Source organism: Burkholderia sp. BCC1996, assembly GCF_905339955.1.
GTDB lineage: Bacteria > Pseudomonadota > Gammaproteobacteria > Burkholderiales > Burkholderiaceae > Burkholderia.
Genome location: NZ_CAJPHM010000025.1, coordinates 53,433 through 75,110, shown reverse-complemented (window position 1 = coordinate 75,110; position 21,678 = coordinate 53,433). Strand labels below are relative to the sequence as shown.

The following is a 21,678-nucleotide window of genomic DNA, read 5'->3' as shown; positions in this document are numbered from 1 at the left end:
GCGGCCACATCGCTGCGGCCGCGCCCGCGCTTACTTCCATGCCGCGCAGCGCGTCTCCTGCTTGGTCGTGAATGCCTGCTCGCCCGGAATCGTCGCGAGCACCTTGTAGTAGTCCCACGGCTCCTTCGATTCCGACGGCTTCTTCACTTCCATCAGGTACATGTCGTGAATCATGCTGCCGTCCTGGCGGATGTAGCCCTTCGCGTAGAAGTCGTTGATCTTCGCCTTCTTCAGCTCGGCCATCACCTTGTCGGAGTCGGTCGTGCCGGCCGCCTGGACCGCCTTCAGGTAGGTCGTCACCGACGAGTAGTCGGCCGCCTGCAGGCTCGACGGCATCTTCTTCATCTTGCCGAAGTAGCGCTGCGCCCACTGGCGCGCCGTCGCGTCGCGGTTCCAGTACCAGCTGTCGGTCAGCACGAGGCCCTGCGTCGTCTCGAGGCCGAGGCTGTGCACGTCGTTGATGAACATCAGCAGCGCGGCGATCTTCATCGTCTTCGTGATGCCGAACTCCTTCGCGGCCTTGATCGAGTTGATCGTGTCGCCGCCCGCGTTCGCGAGGCCGAGGATCTGCGCCTTGGACGACTGCGCCTGCAGCAGGAACGACGAGAAGTCCGACGCCGACAGCGGGTGCCGCACCGTGCCGAGCACCTGGCCGCCGCTCGCCTTCACGACGTCCGACGTGTTCTTCTCGAGCGCCTTGCCGAATGCGTAGTCGGCGGTCAGGAAGAACCAGCTCTTGCCGCCCTGCTTCACCACCGCCGAGCCGGTGCCTTTCGCGAGCGCCATCGTGTCGTATGCGTAGTGGACCGTGTACGGCGTGCACTGCTCGTTGGTCAGCGTGTCGGCGCCCGCGCCGATGTTGATGTAGACCTTCTTCTTTTCGGCCGCGACCTGGTTCATCGACAGCGCGGTCGCGGAGTTCGTGCCGCCGACCAGCAGGTCGAGCCCGCCGCGGTCCATCCATTCGCGCGCCTTCGACGCGGCGATGTCCGCCTTGTTCTGGTGATCGGCATAGACGACCTCGATCGGCTTGCCGAGCACCTTGCCGCCGAAGTCGGCGACCGCCATCCGGATCGCCTCGAGGCCGCCCTGCCCGTCGATGTCCGCGTACAGCCCCGACATGTCGGTGATGAAGCCGATCTTCACGCTATCCGCGGCGTGTGCGGCGCCGGCGGTGAACGCTGCGGTCGCGACCGCCAGACACGCGTGTGCGAGGGTCTTCATTTTCATTGACGTCTCCTGTTGTTCTGATGCGTTGTGGTTGTTCGTAGGCCGCCACGGCTAGCGGCAAGGGAAACGGGGCGGCGTCACACCCCGAGCAGGTCGTGAAGGATCGGCATCTTGCCTTCCAGTTCGGATGAGCGGAAATGCTCGACGATGCGGCCATGTTCCATCACGTAGAAGCGGTCGGCGAGCGGCGCGGCGAAGCGGAAATTCTGTTCGACCATCACGACCGTGTAGCCGCGCGCCTTCAGCGCGACGATCATGCGCGCGAGCGCCTGCACGATCACCGGCGCGAGGCCTTCGGAAATTTCATCGAGCAGCAGCAGGTTCGCGCCGGTGCGCAGGATCCGCGCCACCGCGAGCATCTGCTGCTCGCCGCCGGACAGCCGCGTGCCCTGGCTCTGCCGGCGCGACGCGAGGTTCGGGAACATCGCGTAGATCTCGTCGAGCGACATCGCGTGCTCGCGCGGGCCGATCGGCGGCGGCAGCATCAGGTTCTCCTCGCACGACAGGCTCGAGAAGATTCCGCGCTCCTCCGGGCAATAGCCGACGCCGAAATGCGCGATGCGGTGCGTCGCGAGGCCGATCGTCTCGTTGCCCGAAACCTTGATCGAGCCGCTGCGGCGGCCGGTGAGGCCCATGATCGCGCGCAGCGTCGTGGTGCGGCCCGCGCCGTTGCGGCCGAGCAGCGTGACGACCTCGCCGCGATGAACGCTCAGGTCGACACCGTGCAATATGTGGGATTCCCCGTACCAGGCCTCGAGGCCCGTGATCTCCAGCGCGGGCGTGCCGCTCTCGACGCCGCTCAATTCGCGTTCCTCCCGTTCGCTGTGCTTCATGCGTGCGCCCCCGCGAGCGCCGCATCGGCGCTGCCCATGTAGGCCTCGATCACCAGCGGATTCTTCGACACTTCCGCATACGAGCCCTCGGCCAGCACTTCGCCGCGTTGCAGGACGGTGATCGTGTCGGAGATGCCCGCGATCACGTTCATGTTGTGCTCGACCATCAGGATCGTGCGCCCGCTCGCCACCTTCTTGATCAGCGCGGTCACGCGATCGACGTCCTCGTGGCCCATCCCTTGCGTGGGCTCGTCGAGCAGCATCAGTTCGGGTTCCATCGCGAGCGTCGTCGCGATCTCGAGCGCGCGCTTGCGGCCGTATGCGAGTTCGACCGTCGGCACGTGCGCGAAATCGGTGAGGCCGACCTGCGTGAGGAGATCCATCGCGCGATCGTCGAGGCGCCGCAACGTGCGCTCGCTGCGCCAGAAATGGAATTCGGTCCCGAGCGCGCGCTGCAGGCCGATGCGCACGTTCTGCAATGCGGTCAGGTGCGGGAATACCGCCGAGATCTGGAAGGAACGGATGATGCCGCGCCGCGCGACCTGCGCGGGCCGCTCGTCGGTGATGTCGATGCCGTTGAAGACGATCTGGCCGGCCGTCGGTGTCAGGAACTTGGTCAGCAGGTTGAAGCAGGTGGTCTTGCCCGCGCCGTTCGGTCCGATCAACGCATGGATCGCGCCGCGCCGCACACGCAGGTTGACACCGTTCACGGCGGTGAAGCCCCTGAATTCCTTCGTCAGTCCGCGTGTTTCGAGAATCGTGTCGCCGAGAATCATGTTCCCTTCCGTACGAAGTCAGGCGAAGCACCGGGAAGATTCGCGCAAGCGACCGCGAACAAGTCCGCGGATCTGCGGGCTGCCCCCGGGGCGCCGTATTACGCCTCGAGGGTGGTCTCCCGCGCCGACGCGTATGCACACTGCGCAACATTGTCGCGCCGTTGGTGCAGTGCAATCATCGGGATTTGCACTTATAGGGCGGGCTGCCATATCGGGCGCGGCTGAGCGCGAATTTTCGACGCGCTTTTTTGACGCGCGCATCATCGAGGTGCGCATGCTCGCATCGGACGTGCCTGATTGAACGCATGCGTGTGACGCTGCGCGTCATGTCGTCGCACAGAAAAGCCGCGTGACATAAGCGATAAGCGGGTGCGCGAAGCAATTGCCGTGCGCATCGCCGGCCCGTGTCATTGTGATGCTCGCGCGTCACCTTTGCTTCGCATAGCGAAACAGCGGGCGCTCGGATGACAGCCCGCTGTCGCGCGTGTCAGCGTGGCGTCACGCAGCCGTCATCGTCGCGTCCGTTCGCACCTGCGTCGCGTCACGCGCCGCGCGTCGATCGGCCCGGATCATGTCGCTCGCGCGCTCGGCGATCATCAGCGTCGGCGAATTCGTGTTGCCCGACGTGATGAACGGCATCACCGATGCGTCGACGATCCGCAGCCCGGCGATACCGCGCACGCGCAGCCGGCTGTCGACGACGGCACGCGCGTCGTCCGCGCGCCCCATCCGGCACGTACCGACCGGATGGAAGATCGTCGTGCCGACCGCACCCGCCGCTTCGATCAGTTCGGCTTCGGTCCGGTATCGCTCGCCCGGCAGGATCTCCTCCGGACGGTAGCGCGCGAGCGCCGGCGCGGATGCGATGCGGCGCGTGAGACGCAGCGCGTTCGCGGCGACCTGGCGATCGTGGTCGGTCGACAGATAGTTCGGTGCGATCGACGGCGCCACGCCGGCATCGGGGCTCGCGATATGCACGCTGCCGCGCGAACTCGGCCGCAGATGGCAGACGGACGCCGTAAAGGCGTTGAAGCTGTGCAGCGGCTCGCCGAAGCGCTCGAGCGACAGCGGCTGCACGTGATATTCGAGATCGGGGCGCGTGAGCGCGGGATCGTCGGGATCGGATTTTGCAAACGCGCCGAGCTGCGACGGCGCCATCGACATCGGCCCGCGCTGCAGCAGCGCGTATTCGGCGCCGATCATCAGCTTGCCCCACCAGTGCGCGGACAGCGTGTTCAACGTGCGCACGCCTTCGACGCGAAACGCCATCCGCAGCTGCAGGTGATCCTGCAGGTTCTCGCCGACGCCCGGCAGATCCTGCACGACGTCGATGCCGAGCGCCTGCAGCCGTGCGCCCGCACCGATGCCCGACAGTTCGAGCAGCTGCGGCGAATTCACCGCGCCGGCGGTCAGCAGCACTTCGGCGCGTGCGTGCGCGACGTAGTCGGTGCCGCCGCCGCGATACTCGACGCCGACCGCGCGCCGCCCGTCGAAGATCACGCGCTGCGCATGCGCGCCGGTTATCACGGTCAGGTTCGGGCGCGTCATCGCGGGCCGCAGGAACGCCTTCGACGTATTCCAGCGCACGCCGCGCTTCTGGTTCACCTCGAAATAGCCGACCCCGCTGTTGTCGCCGCGGTTGAAATCGTCGGTCGCCGGGATGCCCGTCTGCTGCGCGGCCTGCGCGAACGATTCGAGGATTTCCCAGCGCAGCCGCTGCTTCTCGACGCGCCAGTAGCCGCCTGCGCCGTGTGCGTCGCTCGCACCCGCGTGGTGGTCCTCGCTGCGCTTGAAGATCGGCAGCACGCTGTCCCACGACCAGCCCGCGTCGCCGGTTTCCTGTGCCCAGCTGTCGTAATCCTCGCGCTGGCCGCGCATGTAGATCATCCCGTTGATCGACGAGCAGCCGCCGAGGACGCGACCGCGCGGATACGACAGTGCGCGGCCGTTCAGCGCCGCCTCCGGCTGTGTCTTGTACAGCCAGTCCGTGCGTGGATTGCCGATGCAGTACAGATAGCCGACCGGGATGTGGATCCAGTGATAGTCGTCCTTGCCGCCCGCTTCGAGCAGCAGCACGCGGATCTCGGGATCCTCGGTCAGGCGGTTCGCGAGCACGCAGCCTGCGGTGCCCGCGCCGACGATCACGTAATCGAATTCGCCCTCGAGCGTGCGTTGAGTCGTCACGACGTGTCTCCTGTCGACCCGAGTTAGCGCTTTAGCGCTTACTCGGGTCCCATGGCGTGGTTGGATGGAGTTGGCGCTTCAGCGCTTACTCCATCCCCACGGCGGTCGACTCGAGTTGGCGCTTTAGCGCTTACTCGTGCCCCGTGCTTTGCGGTCGACCCGAGTTAGCACTTCATCGCTTACTCGTGCCCCATGCAAAGCGCATTGTTGTGTCCCGCGCGGCGCAATCCCGCGCGTCGTTTTCAGCATAGTGCGTCGCGGGCGACGCGATCGATGAAGCGTACTCCGCCTGCCGCCCACCGATCCAATGAGTTATGCTGAACTGCGTTATAAGCTGCGCTCATATCACGACGATGGATCTCACCCTGCTCCGCGCGTTCGCGACGGTCGCCCGCGAAGGCAACCTGACGCGCGCCGCCGTGCAGTTGCACCTGACGCAGCCGGCCGTCAGCCTGCAGATCAAGCATCTGCAGGAAACGCTCGGCGTCACGCTGTTCACACGCACGTCGCGCGGGCTCGCGCTCACACGCGACGGCCAGACGCTGCTGCCGCACGCGGAGCGCGCGCTGGCCGCAGCCGCCGACGTGCAGCGCGCCGCTGCCGCGCTGCGGCACGAGGTGCGCGGCCGGTTGCGGATCGGCACGATCCTCGACCCCGGTTTCCTGCGGCTCGGCGGCTTCCTGCGCGCGCTGGTCGAAACCCATCCGCAGATAGAAACCGCGCTGCGGCACGGGATGTCCGGCTGGGTGCTCGAGCAGGTGCGCGCGCGGGCGCTCGACGTCGGCTACTACATCGGCCGGCCCGGCGAGGACGAGCCGCGCGACGACACGCTGTTCCACACGGTCACGCTCACGCGTTTCCAGTACCGCGTGCTCGCGCCGGCCGGCTGGAAGGAGCGCGTGCAGCGCGCGCACGACTGGCGCGCGCTCGCCGCGCTGCCGTGGATCTGGACGCCGCCGGCGTCCGCCCATCACCGGCTGCTGTCGCGGCTGTTCGCGGCGGCCGGCGCGCAGCCGGTGAAGGTCGCCGAGGTCGACCAGGAGCAGTCGATGCTCGATCTCGTGAAATCGGGGATCGGGTTGACGCTCGCGCGGGACTCGACCGCGCTGGCCGAAGCGCACGCGCACGCGCTGACGATCGTCGAACGCGTGACGGTGCCGACCGAGCTGACCTTCGTGGCGCTCGTCGAACGGCGCGACGAACCGGCGATCGCGGCCGCGCTGCGGCTGATCGAGACGCAGTGGGCGATATGAGCGTGGCTGATGTCGGTGTGACGGGTCGTGCAGTGGACTTTTGCGGCTGACGCTTCCTGCTATTCCTGTTCCTCTCGTCACTGCTCCTCTGCATCCCTACATCCCTGCATCCCTGCATCCCTGCATCCCTGCGTCTGCGGCGTCTTTGGCGTCTGCGGCGTCTTTTGCGTCTCCGGCGGATCTTGCGAATCACAAATCGCCAACACACCCGCGCATAACCAGCGAAATCACATACGAGCCCCAATCGCCCGCTCCGCGTCGCATTGCCGCGCGCCGGTCGCTCGTCACGCCACCATCGCAGGCTTTTTGCTAGATTGTTCGTTCGCACACCGCGAGACCCCTGATTGAAGGAGACCCGCATGGCCCGCAACATCGAGATCAAAGCCCGCGCCCGCGAATTCGACCAGCTGCGCGAACGCGCTGCGACGCTCGCAACCGAAGCACCGCTCTTCTACCGCCAGCAGGATTTCTTCTACGACGTGCCGCGCGGCCGGCTGAAGCTGCGCCGCTTCGAAGACGGCACGCCGGCCGAGCTGATCTTCTACCAGCGCGACGATCGCGACGGTCCGAAAGCGTCGTACTACACGCGCAGCCCTGTGACGAACCCGGACGCGATGCACTCGCTGCTCGCGACCGCGCTGACCACGCGCGGCATCGTGACGAAGGAACGGCACGTGTACCTCGTCGGCCGCACGCGGATCCACCTCGACCGCGTCGACGGCCTCGGCGACTTCATCGAACTGGAAGTGGTGCTCGGCCCCGACGACGACGAAGCCGGCGGCGAAGCCGAGGCGCATGACGTGTTCGCGAAGCTCGGCGTGGCGCACGAGGATCTCGTCGCGGTCGCGTACGTCGACCTGCTGAACGCCGACGCGCAATCCGAAGCGGCCTGATCGCGCCCTATCCGCGGCGCCGCCTTGCGCCCCGCTGCCAGCCCCGCCGCCGCGTCACGCGGCGCCGGGCGCCAGGTGCGCGAGCGGCAGCGCGCCATTGCGCTTGAACGTCGTCAGCACGATGTTCGAGCGCACGCTGTCGACGCCCGGCACGCGCATCAGCTTCTTCATCACGAACTGCGACAGCGCGTTGAGATCCGGCGCGACGATCCGCAGCAGATAGTCTGCATCGCCGACCACGGCATGGCACTCGAGCACCTCGGGCAGCACGTCGATCTGCTGCTGGAACTGCTCGATGATCGAATCGCCGTGGTGCTTGAGCTTCAGGCTCGTGAACGCGGTGACGCCGAGCCCGAGCTTTTCGGGGCGCAACATCACGCGATAGCCTTCGATCACGCCGGCCGCCTCGAGCCGCTGCAGCCGCCGGCCGATCTGCGACGGCGACAGCGGCACCTCCTCGCCGAGCTGCTGGTGCGTCGCGCGGCCGAAGCGCTGCAGCACGTCGAGAAGCGCGAGATCGAAGTGATCGAGTTCCAGCATGAGCATTCTCCGCATTGATTCCTATTTTGATGCGCGATTATCGCATCATCAAGCGAATCAACGCCATCTTTGCGCCCATTCCGCATGTCCCCCGCTCTACACTTGCATGGTTCCCATCACAGCGTGCAGAGCCTCACCATGTCCACCGTCGTCACCGCGAAACTGCAGGAGCAGTTCGATGCGGGCCTCGAAACCCGCGCCGATTTCACCATCGACCAGCCGCTCGAACGCTACGGCCAGGTCGACCACGCGGTGTGGCGGCAGCTCTATGCGCGCCAGTCGGCGCTGCTGCGCGGTCGCGCGTGCGACGCGTTCGTCGCCGGGCTCGGGAAGATCGACCTGCCGGCCGATCGCGTGCCGTCGTTCGCCGACGTGAACCGCCAGCTGAAGCCGGCCACCGGCTGGGAAATCGTCGCGGTGCCGGGCCTCGTGCCCGATCGCGTGTTCTTCGAGCACCTCGCGAACCGGCGGTTTCCGGTCACCTGGTGGATGCGCCGCCCGGACCAGCTCGACTACCTGCAGGAACCCGACTGCTTCCACGACCTGTTCGGCCACGTGCCGCTGCTGATCGAACCGGTGTTCGCCGACTACATGCAGGCCTACGGCCGCACCGCGCTCGCGGTCGCGGACGACGAAGCGGCGCTCGCGCGGCTGGCGCGCCTCTACTGGTATACGGTGGAATTCGGCCTGATCCGCGACCCGCAGGGCACGAACGGGCTGTCGATCTACGGCGCCGGGATCGTGTCGAGCAAGGGCGAGAGCCTCTACAGTCTCGAAAGCGCGGCGCCGAACCGGCTCGGTTTCGACCTCGAGCGTGTGATGCGCACGCGGTACCGGATCGACACGTTCCAGAAGACCTACTTCGTAATCGACGATTTCGCGCAGCTGTTCGCGCTGGCCGACGTCGACGGCCGCGCGCTGGCCGACCGGCTGGCCGCGCTGCCCGAATTCGCGGCCGGCACGGTACTCGACGGCGATCTCGTGCTGCATCGCGGCACGGGAGAAGGCTGGCCGGACGACGCGGACGCGTAAGGCCGCGGGCCACGCCGGCGTGATTCGTGCGCCGGCGCCCGCCTTCCGATGCCCGTCGCCAGGTGGCCATCACCGGATGCCCGTCGCCCAACTATGAAACAATGACCGGTACCGGCTTTGCCGCGTGGCCTTTGCCCGCGTGCGGGCGCCGTTACCGAACGAGGTGCAACATGATCCACAAGCTCACATCAGAAGAACGCAAGACCCGGCTCGAAGGCCTGCCGCACTGGACGGCCGTGCCGGGCCGCGACGCGATCCAGCGCAGCCTGCGCTTCGCCGATTTCAACGAGGCCTTCGGCTTCATGACGCGCGTCGCGATCAAGGCGCAGGAAATGAACCACCATCCGGAATGGTTCAACGTATACAACCGCGTCGACGTGACGCTGTCGACCCACGATGCGGACGGCCTGACCGAGCGCGACATTGCGCTCGCGACGTTCATCGACCAGGTGTGCGCACATACCCAACCGGCCGCCTGAGGTCGTCCTCTACCGCCGCGCGTCTTTCGACGCGCGGCGCGTCAACTTTTCATTTCGATGAACGTTTTCTAGGATGTACTCAGCGAAAGCCTTCAACTTTCCAAGCCATCCTTAAGGCGCACGTAAGTCTCGTACGCTTTCCGCGCCCTGGGGTCCAAACCTTCCAGTTGCAGCGCGCTTGCGCGCTGTACAATCAGCAGCGCATACGGCTTGGAGAGCGCGCTGGCCTCTTCGCAGAGTTTGAGTTCGTCGCCGCTCGACGGCGAGCGGGCGCGCCAGAAATTGATCGCGGCTTCGAGGTCGTGGATCGAAATATCGGACATGATTGGATTTAATCGTTCGCTGGCCGCCATGCTTGATGTCAGGCGATGCGGCGCCCCTGTGGAAACGGCGTCGTGCTGTCCGCGTGCCTGAACCGCCAACCCATTGTACTTGAGCGAACTTCATGCGACTCCTTCTGATCGAAGACGACCGCCCCATCGCACGCGGTATCCAGAGCAGCCTCGAGCAGGCTGGCTTCACCGTCGACATGGTGCATGACGGCATCTTTGCCGAACAGGCGCTGGCACAGAACCGCCACGAACTCGTGATCCTCGACCTCGGCCTGCCGGGCATCGACGGGATGACGCTGCTCACGCGTTTCCGCCAGACCAACCGCCACACGCCGGTCATCGTGCTGACCGCGCGCGACGAACTGAACGACCGGATCCAGGGCCTGAACTCCGGCGCCGACGACTACATGCTCAAGCCGTTCGAGCCGGCCGAGCTCGAAGCGCGCATCCGCGCGGTGATGCGCCGCAGCGGCCCGCACAGCGACATGCCGCGTCCGGAAGTGTCGCTCGGCGGCGTCCGCCTGTCGGGCGTCGATCGCCGCATCTTCAACGACGACAAGCCGCTCGAACTGTCGCCGCGCGAATTCGCGGTGCTGGAAATGCTGCTGCTGCGTCACGGCCGCGTCGTCAGCAAGGCCCAGCTGCAGGATCACCTCACGCACTTCGGCGGCGATCTCGGCGACACCGCGATCGAAGTCTACGTGCATCGCGTGCGCAAGAAACTCGAGCAGTGCCGCGTCGAAATCGTCACGGTGCGCGGCTTCGGCTATCTGCTGCAGGAAATCCGCCAGACCGCGAGCGTCTGAGCGGCGCCGCACGCCGGCCGGCCGCGTGCCGCCGGCGAGCCGCCCTGCCCGCGTCGCCGTCCGGCGCACGTCCGCGCCGCTCCCCGTGAGCGGCGCTTATCCATTTGCCCGTCGAAATGTCTTCTGATCCGGCTGTGACCACCAGCCTGCGCCGCTCGCTGCTTCGGCGCCTCGCCGCGCCGCTGTCGATGCTCGCGCTGATGAGCGGCCTGATCGCCTACTGGCTCGCGTGGCAATACACGCAACACGTGATCGACCGCTCGCTCGCCGACCTCGCGACCGCCATCTCCAAACAGATCCAGATCGCCGGCCCCGACGCGCCGTTCACGGTGCCGCCGCTCGCGCAGGCGATGTTCTCCGATCCGGCCGAGGCGCTGATCTACCGGATCAGCGACGGCGAGCAGGAACTCGCCGGCGATCCGAAACTGCCGCTGCGGGGCATCAACGTGCGCCGCATGCATCACGCGTACGTGTTCGAGGCCGAGTACGACAACCGCGCGGTGCGGGTCGCGCAGGTGCGCGTCGAGGAAGTCGACGGCGGCCGGCCGATGGTGGTCGAGGTCGCGCAGCCGGTGCGGCACCGTTACCGGATCGCGGCCGAATTCCTCGTCGCGATCATGATGCCGCTGCTGCTGCTGCTGCTCGCGGGCTGGGGCATCGTGTGGCGCGTCGTGAACCAGCAGCTCGGCCCGCTCACGCATCTCGCCGATTCGCTGAACCGGCAGACCCACACGTCGCTGGAGCCGGTCGACGAAACCGACGTGCCGCTCGAGATCCGGCCGCTGACGAGCGCGATGAACGCGCTGCTCGGCCGCCTGAAGACCGCCCTCGACGCGCAGCGCAAGTTCATCGCCGATGCCGCGCACCAGCTGCGCACGCCGCTCACGGCCGTGAAGCTGCATGCCGAGCAGGCCGCCGTCGCGCGCGACCCGCAGCAGACCTATGCCGCGGTGCGCGAACTGCGCGCGGCCGCCGACCGCGCGGTGCGGCTGTCGAACCAGCTACTGTCGCTCGCGCGCGCGGAGCCGGGCGAACAGGCCGCGCGTTTCGTCGACGTCGACCTGGCCGCGATGGCGTTCGAGACGGGTGCCGAATGGGTACCGCGCGCGCTCGCGTCGCATGTCGACCTCGGCTTCCAGCGCAGCGACGATCCCGGCGAGGACGAAACGCTGAACGTGCGCGGCAACCCCGTGCTGCTGCGCGAGGTGATCGCGAACCTGCTCGACAATGCGTTGAAATACGTGCCGCTCGCCCGGCCGCACGGGGCGCGGATCACGGTGAACGTCGCGCGCGGCGCGCTCGAGACCGGCGAAGCGGCCGCCGAGATCGTCGTCGAGGACAACGGCCCGGGCGTGCCGGCCAATCAGCAGGCCGACCTGTTCAAGCGCTTCTTCCGTGGCGACGCGCAAAGCGGCAACGGCGTCGAGACGGGCGCCGGGCTCGGGCTCGCGATCGTGCACGACATCATCGCGATGCACGGCGGCACGGTGTCGTACGAGGATGCATCGGAAGGCGGTTCGCGCTTCGTGGTGCGGGTGCCGCTCGCCAAGCGCACCGGGAAGCCGGCGAGCGAGACGCCGGCCGCCGCGCCGACGCACTGAGGCAGGCGCGGCGAACCCTCATCAGGCTGGATGGACGGCCGCGCGGCGGCCATCCGGCGGTGACGCAGCCGCGCGCGATGCGCGGCCTCACCGTTCACTTCTTCTTTTTCTTGTCCTTCGCGCCGGACTCGGACTTGCCGTCCTTCCTGTCCTTCTTCTTTTTCTTCTTGCCGTCGTCGTCCGGCGTGGCGAGCAGCGTGCCGCGGCATGCGGTCGCGCCGCAATGGCACGCGTATTCCCGCTTGAGTTTCTTCGTCAGCTTCTCGTCGATCACGAGGCCGTAGTCGTAGAACAGCTCTTCTTCCGGCCCGATGTCGCGCAGTGCGTGGATGAACACGCGGCCCTTGATCTCCTCGGCCTCGCAGTTCGGCGCGCACGAATGGTTGATCCAGCGCGCGCTGTTGCCGTCGATCTTGCCGTCGATCACCCCGCCCTCTTCCAGTGCGAAGTAGAACGTATGGTTCGGCTCGTTCGGGTCGTGCGGATGGCGGCGCAGCGCTTCCTTCCACGAAATTCGCTCGCCCTTGTATTCCACTACGCGTTCGCCGGCCTTGATCGGCTCCACCGCGAACACGCCCTTGCCGTGAACTCCCGAGCGGCGTACCGCGATCCTGCGTGAACTCATCGAACGAATCCTTTGAAGACGACTTGAATGGAAGACGGCCGCGCTTTCGTTTTGCGCGGCCCTGCGTCGCGCAAAACGAAAACGCGGCACCGGTCGGTGCCGCGTCGGGACATGCGGCGAATCACCCGCATCCTACACGTTCAAGATTGCTTCGCTCAACATCGCGCACAATATTGCGCGCATGACGCTCAGCGCTGGCCGAATGCGATGTCGCCGAACAACGCCTTGTGCTCGCGCGGCTGCGAACGCCAGTACTGCGGCGGCGCCGACACCTGCGCGCCGAGCTCGGCAGCCGCATGCCACGGCCAGCGCGGGTCGTACAGCATCGCGCGCGCCATCGCGACGAGATCGGCATCGCCCGACTCGATCAGCCGGTTCGCATGCGCGGGATCGTTGATCAGGCCGACCGCGATCGTCGGCATCCCGACCGCGCGCTTCACCGCCTGCGCGAACGGCACCTGGTAACCGGGCGACAGCGGAATCTTCTGCAGCGGCGACACGCCGCCGGACGACACGTCGATCCAGTCGCAGCCGCGCTGCTTCAGCTCGTGCGCAAACGCGATCGTGTCCTCGAGTTCCCAGCAGCCCTCGACCCAGTCGGTCGCCGACACGCGCACGCCGACCGGCCGGTCCGCCGGAAACGCCGCGCGCACGATCTCGAAGATCTCGAGCGGAAAGCGCATCCGGTTTTCGCGCGAGCCGCCGTATTCGTCGGTACGCTGGTTCGCAAGCGGCGACAGGAACTGATGCAGCAGGTAGCCGTGCGCCGCGTGCACCTCGATCGCATCGATGCCGAGGCGCGCGGCACGCTTCGCGCTGGCGGCGAACGCGTCGCGGATCCGGTTCAGGCCGGCCGCGTCGAGCGCGAGCGGCGGCGTCTCGCCGTCCTTGTGCGGCAGGGCCGACGGCGCATGCGGCAGCCAGCCGCCATCGGCGACGGACACGAGCTGGCCGCCCTTCCACGGCACTTCGCTCGACGCCTTGCGCCCCGCGTGCGACAGCTGCATCGCGACGCGGACCGGCGAATGCTTGCGGATCGCCGCCAGCACGGGCTTGAGCGCTGCTTCGGTCGCGTCGTCCCACAAACCGAGGTCGCCGGCCGTGATGCGCCCGTCGGGTTCGACCGCGGTCGCTTCGATGCAGAGCAGGCCCGCGCCGGACAGCGCGAGATGGCCGAGGTGAATCATGTGCCAGTCGGTCGCCTCGCCGCGCTCGGCCGAGTACTGGCACATCGGGGAGATCACGATCCGGTTCGGAAGGGTCACGCCGCGCAGCGTGAACGGGGAAAACAGCGCAGTCATGGAGGCCGCTCGCCAGGAAAGGGAAACAGCGGACGAGCGTAGCATGCGGGCTCGAAGCCTGCTGGCGGCTGGTTCGGCAGTAAGCGGATGGTCAGGTAGCGCCGGCGTACCGCCGGCAGCGATGCCGCGCGCACACGGCATGCAGCGGTGCGCCGGCCGGCACGGCCTGCGGGCCGGTCACGCGCGGCGTCGCTCGCTCGGGATCAAAGCCCGACGCTGTCGAGCCACTCCGCGAACATGCGTCGCGCGGCCGCCTCCAGCGCGGGACCGTGCTGCACGGTGTCGGCGCGCAGCTGGCGTGCGTCGATGCCGGGCGTCGACGCGATTTCGCCGGCGTTGCCGATCAGCCAGGGTTCGAAGCGGTCAGCACGGATTTCGGGATGGCATTGCAGCGCCAGCACGTGCTGCCCCCATGCGAACGCCTGGTGGCGGCAGGCCGGTGTCGAGGCGAGATGGATCGCGCCGCCCGGCAGGTCGAACGTATCGCCGTGCCAGTGCAGCATCGAGGTCGCCGCGCCGTCGAGATGGCGCAGCGGCGACGCGCGGCCCGCGTCGGTGAGCGTCAGCGGCGCCCAGCCGAGTTCCTTCTGCGCTGCCGGATAGACGCGCGCACCGAGCGCGCGGGCGATGAACTGCGCGCCAAGGCAGATTCCGAGGATTGGCAGCCCGGCGTCGATGCGCTGGCGCACGAGCGCCGTGAGCGGCGCGATCGACGGATACTGCGCGTCCTCGTACACGCTGAGCGGCCCGCCGAGCATCACGAGCAGCGCCGGCTTGAGCGCGTCGAGCACCTCGACGCGCGACGCGCCGACGTCGACGTAGCGCACCCGCCGCCCGCGCTCCCCGAGCACCTGCTCGAAGCTGCCGAGGTCCTCGAAATGCACGTGGCGGATCGCCACCACTTCAGCGTTCATCATCGGCCTCCCGGTCGATCGACGGACGTCAGCCGGCGAACACCTTCCAGGTCTTCTTTTGCGTTGCCGCGTCGGCTTCTTCGTGCACCGAACAGTCGAGACGCAGATCGCTGTCGGCCATCGACAGGTCGAGCGCCGCGCAGTGATGCACGGTCTTCTTCGACTGCTTGCCCGGCTGGAAATGCGTGCACGTCAGGCACATGCGCTGCGGCGGCGTCGCGCCGGCCACCTGCAGTTCGCGCAGCGTCTTCAGCAGCGCGCGGTACAGCGCGCCCTGCTCGTCCGCGCCGAGCTTGCCGACCGCCTTCGTCAGGAATTCCGGCCATTGCAGTGCCTTCTTCGCCGCAGTACGGCCGCGGGCCGACAGGCGCACGGCAAGCGCGCGGCCGTCGTCCAGCGCGCGGCGCTTCTCGACGAGCCCCTTCGTCTCGAGCGTGCTGACCGCATCGCTGGTGGTCGCAGCCGTGAGCTGCGTCTCGCGCGCGATCTCGCCGAGCCGCATCGGGCCCTTGCGTTGCAGCAGCAGCACGAGGATCTCGCCCTGCGTCGGCGTGAGGCCCGCGCCTTCCGCCCAATCCCATGCCTGGCTTCGCATGGCCGTACTCAACCGCAGCAAGCTGTGGGTCACACGTCCCGAAGCCTGATTCCCGTAAACGCCTTCGCTCATAGTCTTTTCGCTTTGCCGCCGCCCGGATTGCCGAGCAGCCGTAGTGTGGAGATCGAATGTCTATCTCAAAACAGACGCTCGTTGAGGAGCGTCGACACGGCCGTCGCGAGGCACACGCGGCGGTCGCGTTCGCGGCGACCGGTGAGACACTGGTCGTTCCGGTGTCCGCAAAGCCGACATTCTAAGCGAGAGCGGAAAATCGCACAGCTAAGTTATCCCCTTCATTCTGTGGAAAATCGCTGGATAACCGGATTTTTTCGTTATGCCGGCAATCCCTGCCGGCCTCACGGCGCAACGCGCAAACATTTTCCTGTTCGAATCGGCCATCGTGCGGCTGGCGGCGATCCACCGGGTTATCCATACCGCAGTGCGTTGACTTTGCAGCGGAATATCCAGTTATCCACAGATTTTCAGGAGGACTGGCGACGCGGAACGCCCGAATCGGCGTCGACCGGCATTCAGCGAATCGCCGCGCGGTCGAGCCTGTAATCTGCAAAACATTTTTTCATTCACGCCAGCGCAGGCACTGCTGGCGGACCGTCTCGTTCAGCGATTTTTCCTGTTTGAAAACGGTTCTCAACCACGATGCGTCATTCACGCGCGCCTTCGCGAGCGCACCGATCTCGTCGAGTGCCGCGCGCGAGCCGAGCGCGGCCGCATGCGGCGCGATCCGGTCGAGCGTGTCGAGGATGTCTTCCGCGATCGTGCGGCGCTCACCTGTCTGAGGATTGACGCAGGTGCCCTCGAGCCCGAAGCGGCAGGCTTCGAAACGGTTGAATGTGTAGACGAGATAGTCGTCCTCCGACAGCTTCAGCGGCCGGTCGGTCAGCAGGTAGCGCGCGAGCGTCTGGATGTAGCACGCGATCGCGGCCGCGCGATCGACCGACAGCGGCGTGTCCATCACGCGCACCTCGATCGTGCCGTAGCCGGGCTTCGGCCGGATGTCCCAGTAAAAGTCCTTCATCGAGTTGACGACGCCCGTGTTGACCATCTTCGTGAAGTACTCCTCGAAGCTGTCCCAGGTCAGCACGAACGGCGCGCGGCCCGACAGCGGGAACGCGAACACCGAATTCAGGCGCGCCGAATGGAAGCCGGTGTCGACGTTCTGCACGAACGGCGACGACGCGGACAGCGCGATGAAGTGCGGAATGAAGCGCGACATCGAGTGCAGCAGGAACAGCGCGCTGTCCGGATCGGGACAGCCGATGTGCACGTGCTGGCCGAACACGGTGAACTGCTTCGCGAGATAGCCGTACAGCTCGGAGATGTACTGGAAGCGCGGCGCGTCGTAGATCTGCCGGTCGCTCCATTGCTGGAACGCGTGCGTGCCGCCGCCGGCGAGCCCGACGTTGAGCTGGTCGGCCGCCTTCACGAGCACGTCGCGGATCGCGTGCAGCTCGGAGGCCGCCTGCTCGTGCGAATGGCAGATGCCGGTCGACAGCTCGATCATGCTCTCGGTGATTTCAGGCGTGATGTTGCCGGGGAAGGTCTCGCCCTGGATCAGGCGCATCAGGTCGGATGCAGCCTTGGTGAGGTCGTAGTTGTGCGTGTTGACGACCTGGATCTCCAGTTCGACGCCGAACGTGAACGGTTCGGAATTGACGAAGGTTTCGAGTGCCATGGCAGGTTCCGGAATCAGTTTCTGTCGCTGCGTTCGCTGACCGCCGACAGGCAGCGGTAGACGACGAACGGGCTGACGAGCTGCAGGATCACGATCGTGCACATCACGATCGCGCGCAGGTGCGGGTCGAAATTCGGATAGAGCTGGTAGGTGTCGTCGACGAGCAGGTACGACAGCGCGGACATCGGTGTCAGCGCGATGCCGAGCGCGACGCCCTGCTTCATCCCGAGCCCGCTCGGCTTCGCGAACGCGACGACGCCGGCGAGCTTGGCGGCGAGCCGCGTGACGATCAGCGCGATTGCGAGCAGGCCGCCGAGCGCGATGTCGCCCCACGTGAACGACGTGAGCGTCAGCACGAACAGGATCACCGTCAGCAACCAGCCGGCCGTGCCGAAATGCTCGGGCCACAGCTGCGGCCGCGCTTCGAGGTTCTTCACGATGATGCCGGCGAGCAGCAGCGTGAGCAGCGTCGACAGCTTCAGCGCCTGCGCGACCGCGATCGCGAGCATCACGAGCCCGAACAGCGCGACGAACGAATGCTCGTCGCGCATCGTCGCGGTCATGTGACGGAACAGGTAATTGCACGCCCGCGCGACCAGGTACGCGACGATGAACGAACCGGCGATCAGGTAGGCGGGTTGCAGGATCGTCGCGAAAACGTTCCCGTACGCTTCCTGGTGGAGCCAGCTCGTGACGAGCTTGGTCAGCACGATCGCGTACACGCTGTTCAGCGCGGTCAGCGTGATGAGGCGCTGCGACACCTGCCCTTCCGCGCGCAGCTCGGTCTTGAGCTGGATCACCATCGACGGCGACGTCGCGATCGCGATCGCCGACAGCACGAGCGCGACCATGCCCGACACGCCGAGCGCGAGCATCACGAACAGCACGAGCACGAACGTCAGCGTCGCCTCGGCCAGGCTCGACGCAATGAGCCACGGATTGCGGCGGATCCATTTCAGGTCGAGGCGGCTGCCGAGCTCGAACAGCAGCAGGCCGAGCGCGACGTCGATCAGCAGCCGCGAGGTTTCGTCGGTGCTCGCGTCGATCACGCCGAATCCGAACGAACCGGCGATGAGACCGATCACCGCATACCCGGTGATGCGCGGCAGCCGCCATGCGCGATAGCACAGCTCGCCACACAGACCGGCCGCGAACAACGCGAGCCCGGCCCAGAACACGGCATCCGGCGCGAGCGGCCAATTGGGCAGGAATGAGAACGCCGACTTCATCGTGGTGACTTCTCCTTTGGAAGCAATCGCCAGCGGCGCGGGGTCAAGCGTCAGAAATGAGATGCGCGCCGGCTGGGTATCGCCCCGAGTGTGAATGTTGTGGTCGACGACGGCGGGACATGGGATCCGCCTCTTTCCGCCATCCGGCGGAACTGTCGTTCAGGCTGCCGATCTGGATTGTCGGCCTGGTGTGTGAACGGACTGCGCAGTCTCGATGATTCAGATTCGAAATCGAGCCGACCGTTCCATTGAAGCATGTCCGGCGCTTGGCCGAACGAACGCGAAGGAAACCGATTGTGCCACAGCTTTTTCGCTCCGGAACCGATTGAATCGACTCGTGGCGCTGTGAGGTGCCACAGGTCTTTGGTTTCAATGGTTTACTTGTATATATACGTAGTAGAAGTTAACAAGGCGCTCACAGTTCTGTGGATAACTTCGGTTTACGCAACAAGATCAAGGTGTTGGCGCGGTCATAAGTCGTTGCACAGGCTGTTTGCTCACAGAGGTTTGAGTTGGGCAACTTTCGGGCCGTTTCACAGCTGTGCCGAGTTGCCCAGTTTACGTCCACTGTGATTGCACACGAAGTGCGTGCGGATTCCGCGCGGTTATCCACAGCGTCGCGTGGATAACCTTGCGCGAAAAAATCGAAGGACTGTGAGGATTCGGCTGACGAGATCAGCCGATCTGGCGGCCGCGCAGCGCGCGGATCAGGAACCGGGCCGGGTCGACGGCATCGGCGAGTTCGCGCTCGAGCGGCAGCGGCTCGCCTTCCAGTTGCGACGCGATCAGTTCCGCGCCGAGCGCGGCCCACACGAGGCCGCGGGAACCGTAGCCGAATGCGCCGTACAGGCCCGCGGTGCGCGGCAGGTCGCGCGCCCTCGCACCGCTCAGCGCGCGTGCGTTCGCGACGGCCTGCGCTTCGTCGGCGAGCGGGCCGATCACCGGCACGCGGTCGGCGACGACCCAGCGAAACGCGACGCGCCCGCGCAGCGTATCGACGTCCGGCAGCTCGCCGATCAGGCCGGGCAGCAGATGCCGGACGCGCTCGATATTTTCGATATGCCCGGCGCCGCGCATCGCCGGATCGAGGTCGTCGGGTTCGAACGTCGCGCCGATCAGCAGCGTGCCGTCGTCGAGCGGTACCGCATAGCCGTCGCCGATCGCGGGGCACGGCAGCGGTGCCGTGCTGCCGGGCGGCAGCAGCGTGAGCTGGCCGCGCACCGGCTGCAGCGCGACGTGCCGCAGGCCCGCTAGACGCACGGCGTCGCCGGCGTTCGCGAGCACGACGACCGGCGCCTCGGCGAGCGTCGCGCCTGCCGCGTCGACGGCGCGCCACGTGTCGCCATCGCGCTCGAGTCGCGCGACTTCGGTGCCGGCGAGCAGTGTCACGCGTTCACCGGCCGCCGCGACTTGTGCGGCGCAGACCCCGGCCGGCCAGACGGCGCCGCCGTGCGGAAACAGCAGGCCGCCATGTGCGACCGGCAGGTTCAGATGCGCGCGCGCGGCGTCCGTGTCGAGCAGCGACACGTAGTCGGACGGTGCGCCGAGCGCGTCGAACGCGTCGCGCATCCGCACGAAATCGTCGGCCGATTCCGCGAGATGGATCATCCCGCGCGTGCTGCGCGCGAACGCATGGCCCGCATGCTCCAGCGCGCGCCAGCGCGCCAGCGCATGCAGGAAACCGCTGCGCGTGAGGCGGCTCGCGACGTTGTCGTCGCGCGTCATCAGTGGATGGAATACGCCGGCCGGATTGCCCGATGCGTCGCTCGCGATTCGCGCGTGCCGCTCGATCAGCGTGACGTTCCAGCCGCGCGCGGCGAGCCGTTCGACGACCGCGCAGCCGGCCAGCCCCGCGCCGATCACGATCGCGTCGCGCGCGGCAACCGGCAACGCGCGCGGTGGTTCGTGCCGGCGCATCCGCCAGCGCGGTGCGTATTCGCCCGCGAGCATCGCGAACTTGCCGGCCAGGCCCGCCATCTTGCGATACGTGAAACCCGCTTCGAGGAGCGCTTGTTTCACCACGCCCGCGCTCGAATAGGTCGCAAAGGTCGCCTTCTCGGCGGCGATACGTGCGAGCGCGCGGAACACGTCGGCCGACCAGAGATCCGGGTTTTTCGCGGGCGCGAAACCGTCCAGATAGAACGCATCGGCGCGTGCGACCAGTTTCGGCAGCATCTCGCACGCGTCGCCCAGCGCGAGCGTGAGCACGACCCGGCCAGCGTCGAATTCGAGGCGATGAAAACCGGGAACGAGCATCGGCCACGCATCGGCGAGCATTTCTGCTTCCGTCGATATCGTTGTGTTCGCAACCATATGGGACAGTGCCCGGCGCAGGTCGTCGCGCGAAAACGGATGCTTCTCGAACGACACGAAATGCAGCCGTTCGCAGCGCGCGGGATCGTCGCGCCAGGCGGCCCAGGTCGCGAGGAAGTTGACGCCCGCGCCGAACCCCGTCTCGACGATCGTGAACGTGCGCCGGCCTTGCCAGCGCCCGGGCAGCGCGTTGCCCGCGATGAACACGTAGTTCGCCTGCGCGAGCGCGCCTGCGACGTTGTGATAGATGTCGCCGTACGCGGGCGAGATGAGGGTGCCGTCGTCGCGAAACGCGAGCGTGGCGGGAACGAGTCGGTCGGGCATGCGAAACAAAAAACGTGGCAGCCAAGCCTGGCAAGGGATTGCGCGGAGGCGTCCGGCGGGTCGTTGGCAAAAACCAACGGCGTTGCGCGGCGGCGGACCCGGCTGCGTATCCCGTCCGGTTGGCGCAGGTCAAAAAACGGGCAATCGACGATTCATTCGGCGAAATACCGATGAAAATCTTTGAAACCCTTGTCGTTATTGGGTTTGCGCTGCGCTATCATAGCAACGCCGTACCGCGGGGTGGCCTTCCGGCAAACCGGACGGCACGTCGCGCGGGCCAGGATTCGGCGCTGTGCCGTCGAAGTCTGACTCTCGACGGCACGGTTCGCGCACGTATAATCGGCGCGTTCGCGCTGTTCGTGTCAAACCTAACCTGAAAAAGGAACCTTAATGAACAAACAGGAACTGATCGACGCCGTCGCCGCCCAAACGGGCGCCAGCAAGGCTCAAACCGGCGAAACGCTGGACACGCTGCTCGAAGTCATCAAGAAGGCCGTGTCGAAGGGTGATGCGGTTCAGCTGATCGGCTTCGGCAGCTTCGGTTCGGGCAAGCGCGCAGCACGTACGGGCCGCAACCCGAAGACCGGCGAAACCATCAAGATCCCGGCAGCCAAGACGGTCAAGTTCACGGCTGGCAAGGCGTTCAAGGACGCCGTCAACAAGCGTTAATCCAGCGCCTGTTCCAGGAAAAAAACCCGCCGTTCGGCGGGTTTTTTGTTGGGCGC

General features: G+C 66.6%; 21 protein-coding genes. 8 read left to right on the top strand and 13 right to left on the bottom strand.

Annotation, left to right across the window (positions count from 1 at the left end; genetic code table 11):
• Nucleotides 1–30: 30 nt before the first annotated feature.
• The 4 genes from U4Z64_RS29625 to U4Z64_RS29610 form a co-directional block, all read right to left on the bottom strand.
• A complete protein-coding gene (locus tag U4Z64_RS29625; RefSeq protein WP_044845227.1) occupies nucleotides 31–1,230 on the bottom strand; it encodes an ABC transporter substrate-binding protein in 1,200 nt (399 codons plus the stop codon).
• A gap of 77 nt (nucleotides 1,231–1,307) precedes the next feature.
• Entirely contained in the window at nucleotides 1,308–2,063 is a 756-nt protein-coding gene (locus U4Z64_RS29620; RefSeq protein ID WP_044845226.1) for an ABC transporter ATP-binding protein, read from the bottom strand.
• Nucleotides 2,060–2,839 carry an ABC transporter ATP-binding protein gene (locus U4Z64_RS29615; protein ID WP_040142748.1) on the bottom strand — a complete coding sequence of 260 codons (780 nt, stop codon included), beginning with the start codon at nucleotides 2,837–2,839 and terminating at the stop codon, nucleotides 2,060–2,062. The genes U4Z64_RS29620 and U4Z64_RS29615 overlap by 4 nt, the downstream gene beginning before the upstream one ends.
• Nucleotides 2,840–3,337: 498 nt before the next feature.
• Nucleotides 3,338–5,023: a GMC family oxidoreductase gene (locus U4Z64_RS29610; RefSeq protein ID WP_321821829.1), complete on the bottom strand. Its 1,686-nt coding sequence runs from the start codon at nucleotides 5,021–5,023 to the stop codon at nucleotides 3,338–3,340.
• A gap of 353 nt (nucleotides 5,024–5,376) precedes the next feature.
• On the opposite strand from U4Z64_RS29610, the gene U4Z64_RS29605 reads away from it, so the two are divergent.
• Entirely contained in the window at nucleotides 5,377–6,276 is a 900-nt protein-coding gene (locus U4Z64_RS29605; RefSeq protein WP_044845224.1) for a LysR family transcriptional regulator, read from the top strand.
• A gap of 359 nt (nucleotides 6,277–6,635) precedes the next feature.
• The gene (locus U4Z64_RS29600) at nucleotides 6,636–7,169 is read left to right on the top strand and encodes a class IV adenylate cyclase (protein WP_257775114.1); all 534 of its coding nucleotides are present in this window, start codon (nucleotides 6,636–6,638) and stop codon (nucleotides 7,167–7,169) included.
• Nucleotides 7,170–7,223: 54 nt separating this feature from the next.
• On the opposite strand, the gene U4Z64_RS29595 is transcribed toward U4Z64_RS29600, so the two are convergent.
• On the bottom strand, nucleotides 7,224–7,709 hold the full coding sequence (locus U4Z64_RS29595; RefSeq protein ID WP_006408082.1) for an Lrp/AsnC family transcriptional regulator: 486 nt from the start codon (nucleotides 7,707–7,709) through the stop codon (nucleotides 7,224–7,226).
• A gap of 138 nt (nucleotides 7,710–7,847) precedes the next feature.
• Between U4Z64_RS29595 and phhA the strand changes: the two genes are divergently transcribed.
• Both phhA and U4Z64_RS29585 read left to right on the top strand, forming a co-directional pair.
• A complete protein-coding gene (phhA, locus tag U4Z64_RS29590) occupies nucleotides 7,848–8,741 on the top strand; it encodes a phenylalanine 4-monooxygenase (protein WP_321821828.1) in 894 nt (297 codons plus the stop codon).
• Nucleotides 8,742–8,911: 170 nt separating this feature from the next.
• On the top strand, nucleotides 8,912–9,220 hold the full coding sequence (locus tag U4Z64_RS29585) for a 4a-hydroxytetrahydrobiopterin dehydratase (protein ID WP_044845221.1): 309 nt from the start codon (nucleotides 8,912–8,914) through the stop codon (nucleotides 9,218–9,220).
• A 92-nt stretch (nucleotides 9,221–9,312) separates the two neighbouring features.
• Here the strand turns inward: U4Z64_RS29585 and U4Z64_RS29580 are convergent, their stop codons facing one another.
• Nucleotides 9,313–9,543: a DUF3717 domain-containing protein gene (locus tag U4Z64_RS29580; RefSeq protein WP_044845220.1), complete on the bottom strand. Its 231-nt coding sequence runs from the start codon at nucleotides 9,541–9,543 to the stop codon at nucleotides 9,313–9,315.
• 122 nt (nucleotides 9,544–9,665) lie between these two features.
• On the opposite strand from U4Z64_RS29580, the gene U4Z64_RS29575 reads away from it, so the two are divergent.
• Both U4Z64_RS29575 and U4Z64_RS29570 read left to right on the top strand, forming a co-directional pair.
• Nucleotides 9,666–10,358, top strand: coding sequence for a response regulator transcription factor (locus tag U4Z64_RS29575; RefSeq protein WP_006401494.1), 693 nt, complete (start codon nucleotides 9,666–9,668; stop codon nucleotides 10,356–10,358).
• Between the two features lie 116 nt (nucleotides 10,359–10,474).
• Complete coding sequence (locus tag U4Z64_RS29570; protein ID WP_321821827.1) at nucleotides 10,475–11,959, top strand: sensor histidine kinase; 1,485 nt, start codon at nucleotides 10,475–10,477, stop codon at nucleotides 11,957–11,959.
• 94 nt (nucleotides 11,960–12,053) lie between these two features.
• Here the strand turns inward: U4Z64_RS29570 and U4Z64_RS29565 are convergent, their stop codons facing one another.
• From U4Z64_RS29565 to mnmC, 7 genes are all read right to left on the bottom strand, one after another.
• Nucleotides 12,054–12,584 carry an SET domain-containing protein gene (locus U4Z64_RS29565; RefSeq protein WP_124486811.1) on the bottom strand — a complete coding sequence of 177 codons (531 nt, stop codon included), beginning with the start codon at nucleotides 12,582–12,584 and terminating at the stop codon, nucleotides 12,054–12,056.
• A 188-nt stretch (nucleotides 12,585–12,772) separates the two neighbouring features.
• Entirely contained in the window at nucleotides 12,773–13,885 is a 1,113-nt protein-coding gene (locus U4Z64_RS29560; protein ID WP_321821826.1) for an NADH:flavin oxidoreductase/NADH oxidase, read from the bottom strand.
• Nucleotides 13,886–14,088: 203 nt separating this feature from the next.
• Nucleotides 14,089–14,799 (bottom strand): glutamine amidotransferase, encoded by a 711-nt coding sequence (locus tag U4Z64_RS29555; RefSeq protein ID WP_321821825.1) that lies wholly within the window; start codon nucleotides 14,797–14,799, stop codon nucleotides 14,089–14,091.
• A 28-nt stretch (nucleotides 14,800–14,827) separates the two neighbouring features.
• Nucleotides 14,828–15,466 (bottom strand): MarR family winged helix-turn-helix transcriptional regulator, encoded by a 639-nt coding sequence (locus U4Z64_RS29550; protein ID WP_044845216.1) that lies wholly within the window; start codon nucleotides 15,464–15,466, stop codon nucleotides 14,828–14,830.
• Nucleotides 15,467–15,971: 505 nt separating this feature from the next.
• Nucleotides 15,972–17,087, bottom strand: a complete 1,116-nt coding sequence (locus U4Z64_RS29545; protein ID WP_321821824.1) for a YbdK family carboxylate-amine ligase — start codon at nucleotides 17,085–17,087, stop codon at nucleotides 15,972–15,974.
• Between the two features lie 14 nt (nucleotides 17,088–17,101).
• A complete protein-coding gene (locus U4Z64_RS29540; RefSeq protein ID WP_044845215.1) occupies nucleotides 17,102–18,316 on the bottom strand; it encodes a cation:proton antiporter in 1,215 nt (404 codons plus the stop codon).
• A gap of 675 nt (nucleotides 18,317–18,991) precedes the next feature.
• Nucleotides 18,992–20,953 (bottom strand): bifunctional tRNA (5-methylaminomethyl-2-thiouridine)(34)-methyltransferase MnmD/FAD-dependent 5-carboxymethylaminomethyl-2-thiouridine(34) oxidoreductase MnmC, encoded by a 1,962-nt coding sequence (gene mnmC, locus U4Z64_RS29535; protein ID WP_321821823.1) that lies wholly within the window; start codon nucleotides 20,951–20,953, stop codon nucleotides 18,992–18,994.
• A 14-nt stretch (nucleotides 20,954–20,967) separates the two neighbouring features.
• On the opposite strand from mnmC, the gene U4Z64_RS29530 reads away from it, so the two are divergent.
• Nucleotides 20,968–21,330, top strand: a complete 363-nt coding sequence (locus U4Z64_RS29530; protein WP_124486807.1) for a hypothetical protein — start codon at nucleotides 20,968–20,970, stop codon at nucleotides 21,328–21,330.
• Nucleotides 21,331–21,343: 13 nt separating this feature from the next.
• Nucleotides 21,344–21,622: an HU family DNA-binding protein gene (locus U4Z64_RS29525; RefSeq protein ID WP_006401505.1), complete on the top strand. Its 279-nt coding sequence runs from the start codon at nucleotides 21,344–21,346 to the stop codon at nucleotides 21,620–21,622.
• Nucleotides 21,623–21,678: the final 56 nt, after the last annotated feature.

Coding starts and splice junctions, on each gene's coding strand:
- U4Z64_RS29625 (WP_044845227.1), bottom strand. CDS start 1,230: ATGAAAATGAAGACCCTCGCACACGCGTGTCTGGCGGTCGCGACCGCA.
- U4Z64_RS29580 (WP_044845220.1), bottom strand. CDS start 9,543: ATGTCCGATATTTCGATCCACGACCTCGAAGCCGCGATCAATTTCTGG.
- mnmC (WP_321821823.1), bottom strand. CDS start 20,953: ATGCCCGACCGACTCGTTCCCGCCACGCTCGCGTTTCGCGACGACGGC.
- U4Z64_RS29545 (WP_321821824.1), bottom strand. CDS start 17,087: ATGGCACTCGAAACCTTCGTCAATTCCGAACCGTTCACGTTCGGCGTC.
- U4Z64_RS29620 (WP_044845226.1), bottom strand. CDS start 2,063: ATGAAGCACAGCGAACGGGAGGAACGCGAATTGAGCGGCGTCGAGAGC.
- U4Z64_RS29525 (WP_006401505.1), top strand. CDS start 21,344: ATGAACAAACAGGAACTGATCGACGCCGTCGCCGCCCAAACGGGCGCC.
- U4Z64_RS29570 (WP_321821827.1), top strand. CDS start 10,475: ATGTCTTCTGATCCGGCTGTGACCACCAGCCTGCGCCGCTCGCTGCTT.
- U4Z64_RS29585 (WP_044845221.1), top strand. CDS start 8,912: ATGATCCACAAGCTCACATCAGAAGAACGCAAGACCCGGCTCGAAGGC.
- U4Z64_RS29575 (WP_006401494.1), top strand. CDS start 9,666: ATGCGACTCCTTCTGATCGAAGACGACCGCCCCATCGCACGCGGTATC.
- U4Z64_RS29540 (WP_044845215.1), bottom strand. CDS start 18,316: ATGAAGTCGGCGTTCTCATTCCTGCCCAATTGGCCGCTCGCGCCGGAT.
- U4Z64_RS29615 (WP_040142748.1), bottom strand. CDS start 2,839: ATGATTCTCGGCGACACGATTCTCGAAACACGCGGACTGACGAAGGAA.
- U4Z64_RS29600 (WP_257775114.1), top strand. CDS start 6,636: ATGGCCCGCAACATCGAGATCAAAGCCCGCGCCCGCGAATTCGACCAG.
- U4Z64_RS29565 (WP_124486811.1), bottom strand. CDS start 12,584: ATGAGTTCACGCAGGATCGCGGTACGCCGCTCGGGAGTTCACGGCAAG.
- U4Z64_RS29605 (WP_044845224.1), top strand. CDS start 5,377: ATGGATCTCACCCTGCTCCGCGCGTTCGCGACGGTCGCCCGCGAAGGC.
- U4Z64_RS29595 (WP_006408082.1), bottom strand. CDS start 7,709: ATGCTGGAACTCGATCACTTCGATCTCGCGCTTCTCGACGTGCTGCAG.
- U4Z64_RS29555 (WP_321821825.1), bottom strand. CDS start 14,799: ATGAACGCTGAAGTGGTGGCGATCCGCCACGTGCATTTCGAGGACCTC.
- phhA (WP_321821828.1), top strand. CDS start 7,848: ATGTCCACCGTCGTCACCGCGAAACTGCAGGAGCAGTTCGATGCGGGC.
- U4Z64_RS29550 (WP_044845216.1), bottom strand. CDS start 15,466: ATGAGCGAAGGCGTTTACGGGAATCAGGCTTCGGGACGTGTGACCCAC.
- U4Z64_RS29560 (WP_321821826.1), bottom strand. CDS start 13,885: ATGACTGCGCTGTTTTCCCCGTTCACGCTGCGCGGCGTGACCCTTCCG.